This is a genomic window from Deltaproteobacteria bacterium (assembly GCA_005879795.1).
Taxonomy (GTDB): domain Bacteria; phylum Desulfobacterota; class Binatia; order DP-6; family DP-6; genus DP-6.
Genome location: VBKJ01000185.1, coordinates 1 through 3,435 on the forward strand (window position 1 = coordinate 1; position 3,435 = coordinate 3,435).

A 3,435-nucleotide genomic window follows, 5' to 3' on the forward strand; every position below is an offset into this window, starting at 1 on the left:
CTCCGCACGCTCGAGAGCGTGGAGGGCATGTCGCTCGAGGCGCTGCGCGCCGGGATCGGCGCCGAGTGGCCGTTCGAGTCGTTCGCGGAGTTCCTGGCCGCGATCGAGCGGCGCGGGACCGCGATCAACGTGGGCGCGCTGGTGGGCCACACGCCCGTGCGCCTCTACGTCATGGGCGAGGAGGCTACCGAGCGCGAGGCGACGGAGGAGGAGATCGGCGCCATGCGAGAGCTCGTGCGCGGCGCGCTCCGCGCCGGGGCGCTCGGCTTCGCGACCTCGAAGTCGCCGACGCACGTCGGCTGGGCGGGGCGTCCCGTGCCGAGCCGGGTCGCTTCGTTCGCCGAGATCGAGACGCTCGCCGGCTGCCTCGGCGAGCCGCCGGGTGGCGTCATGCAGGCGACCATCGGACCCGGCCTCTTCCTCGACCAGTTCGCGGCGATTCAGGAGCGGACGCACCGCCCCGTGAGCTGGACCGCGCTCCTCGGCGGCATGCTCGGTCCCGACGGGCACCGCGCGGTCCTCGCGCAGTCGGCCGCCATGCAGGCGCGGGGGGTGCGCGTCATCCCGCAGGTGTCGTGCCGGCCGCTCATGGTCGAGTTCCAGCTGAAGGCGCCGTTCCCGCTCGAGAGCATGTCGGTCATGAGGCCGGTCTCGCAGGCCGACGTCGCGGGCAAGCGGCGCCTCTACGCCGACCCGGAGTTCCGCCGCGTCCTCCGCGACCGGATCGACGACGGCCGGATCGGTGCGCCGTTCCGGGACATTACGATCACCGAGCACCCACCGGACCCGTCGGTCGCGGAGCGCCGTCTGGGCGACGTCGCGGCGGAGCGCGGCGTGCACCCCGTCGACCTCGCCCTCGACCTCTCGCTCGCCTCGGGCCTCGAGACGCGCTTCCGGATGCCGATCCTCAACACCGACCCGGCGATCGTCGCCGAGCTGCTGGCGCATCCCGCCACCATGATCGGCCTCTCCGACGCGGGCGCGCACGCGAGCCAGCTCTGCGACGCCTGCGCACCGACGGAGCTGCTCGGCACCTGGGTGCGCGAACGGGGCGTGCTCGCGCTCGAGGAGGCGGTGCGCCGGCTGACGGCGCAGCCGGCGGAGGTCTTCGGCATCGCGGACCGCGGCCGACTGGCGCCCGGGCTCGCCGCCGACGTGACCGTCTTCGACCCGGCGACGGTCGGCTGCTCGCCGCTCCGGCGGGTGCGCGATTTCCCGGCGGGCGCCGACCGGCTGGTCTCGGACGCGCGCGGTATCCGTGCCGTGGTGGTGAACGGGGTCGTCGTGCGCGAGGACGGGCGCGACGCGGTCGACCCCGAGGGGCCGCTCCCCGGGCGCGTGCTGCGCGGAGGACGCGCGTCATGAGCTTCTTCGCCGAGCTCTACCGGATCGATCTCGCGGCGCTCGCCTGAGATGGACTTCGGCGTCCTCGCGGTGCCGGAACCGCGGCGGTCGGCGCGGACCGCGCGCCTGCTGGAGGAGCTCGGCTTCGACACCGTCCTCTTCCCCGACAGCCAGAACCTCGCGCCAGAGGTCTGGGGCCAGCTCATGCTTGCGGCGCAAGCGACCACGCGCGTCCGCCTGGGCCCCGGCGTCACGAACTCGGTCACGCGCGATCCGGCCGTGACGGCGTCGGCCGCGCTCGCCCTCCAGGCGGAGAGCGGGGGCCGCGCCGTTCTCGGCATCGGTCGCGGCGACTCCTCGGTGCAGCGCATCGGCAAGCGCGAGGACCGGGTCGCGCCCTTCGAGCGCTACCTCGCCGCCGTGCAGCGATACCTCCGCGGCGAGGTGGTCGACCGCGACGGCTTCGCGAGCCGCCTCGAGTGGCTCGAGCGCGTGCAGGCGCCGAAGGTCCCGGTCGAGGTCGCGGCCACGGGCCCGCGCGTCATCGAGGTCGCCGCCCGGCACGCCGACGCGATCTGCCTCGCCGTCGGCGCCGACCCGGCGCACCTCGGGGCGGTCCTGGCGCATGCCCGCGCGGCAGCGCGCGCGGCCGGCCGCGACCCGGGCGCGCTCCGCTACGGCGCCTTCGTCACCGCAGTGATCCACGACGACGTGCGTGTCGCGCGCGACGGCGTGCGCGGCGCGGCCGCCAGCTTCGCGCGCTTCTCCGCCTTCGCGGGCAGCGACCTCGCGCGCCTGCCCGCGCCGCTCGCGGCCGCGGCCCGCTACCTGCGCGAGCACTACGACATGCGGCACCACACGCGCACCGGCGTGCCCCACACGGCCGGCATCGGCGACGAGTTCGTCGACTGGTTCGCGATCGCGGGGCCGCCGGACGTCGCCCGCGAGCGCTTCCGCGGGCTCGCCGCGCTGGGCCTCGACTTCTGCCACGTGATTCCCGGCTCGACCGGCATGCCGCGCGAGGTCGCGGTGGGGTCGCTGCAGCGCCTGGCCGGAGAGGTGATGCCGGCCCTGCGGGGGTGAGCTCCCGCTTGCTCGAGGCCGCGCGGCGTAGTTATCTGGGGGTGATGATGGACGAGAACGCCGCGAGCGCCGTCAACCAGCTCCGCCGCCTGGATGAGGAACTCGAGACCATCCTCACCTCGTTCGACACCAGCTACGCCTGGAACTACGGCAGCGTGAAGGAGGGGCTGCGCGACCTCTACGAGAAGGCGAAGCGCGACCAGTGGAACGGGATGACGCAGCTGCCGTGGGACACCGACGTCGATCCCGAGCGCGGCATCATCCCCGACGTCATCAACCCGCTCATCGGCTACCCGCCCTACGAACGGCTCACGCCGAAAGAGAAGAACCGGCTCCGCCACGCGCAGATCGCGCTCCAGCTCTCGCAGTTCCTGCACGGCGAGCAGGGCGCGCTGATCGTCGCCTCGCAGCTGGTCGGCGCCGTGCCGTGGATCGACGCCAAGTACTACGCCGGCACGCAGACCATGGACGAGGCGCGCCACGTCGAGGTGTTCAGCCGCTACCTGCGCGAGAAGCTCGAGTGGCAGTGGCCGGTCAACGAGAACCTGAAGGAGCTCCTCGACGCCACCATCACCGACGGCCGCTGGGACTTCAAGTACCTCGGCATGCAGATCATCATCGAGGGCCTCGCCATGGCGGCCTTCGGGAACATGTTCCAGATCACGCAGGAGCGGCTCCTGAAGGAGCTCGTGCGCTACGTGATGAAGGACGAGTCGCGGCACGTCGCCTTCGGCATGCTCTCGCTCGCCGAGTTCTACCGCGACATGCAGCCCGCCGAGCTCCGCGACCGCGAGGACTTCATCATCTACGCCTGCGAGCTGATGCGGAATCGGCTGGTGGGCGACCAGATCTCGAGCGCCATGGGCTGGGACCGCGAGGAGGTGAAGCGGGTGGTGCTCGACTCCGCGCCGGCGCAGATGTTCCGGCGCCTGCTGTTCGCGCGCGTGGTCCCGAACCTCCGCCGGCTCGGGCTGCTCACGCCGCGCGTGCGCGAGGCCTTCGCGGGCC

At 73.2% G+C, this 3,435-nt stretch carries 3 protein-coding genes; all 3 read left to right on the forward strand.

Annotation, left to right across the window (positions count from 1 at the left end; genetic code table 11):
- Positions 1-1,365, forward strand: a 1,365-nt coding sequence (locus E6J59_15495; GenBank protein TMB17848.1) for an amidohydrolase, incomplete at its 5' end; no start/stop codon positions are given.
- A gap of 48 nt (positions 1,366-1,413) precedes the next feature.
- Entirely contained in the window at positions 1,414-2,427 is a 1,014-nt protein-coding gene (locus E6J59_15500; protein TMB17849.1) for an LLM class flavin-dependent oxidoreductase, read from the forward strand.
- Positions 2,424-3,435: ferritin-like domain-containing protein (locus tag E6J59_15505; protein TMB17850.1), on the forward strand; the 1,012-nt coding region annotated here is incomplete at its 3' end. The genes E6J59_15500 and E6J59_15505, both read left to right, overlap by 4 nt.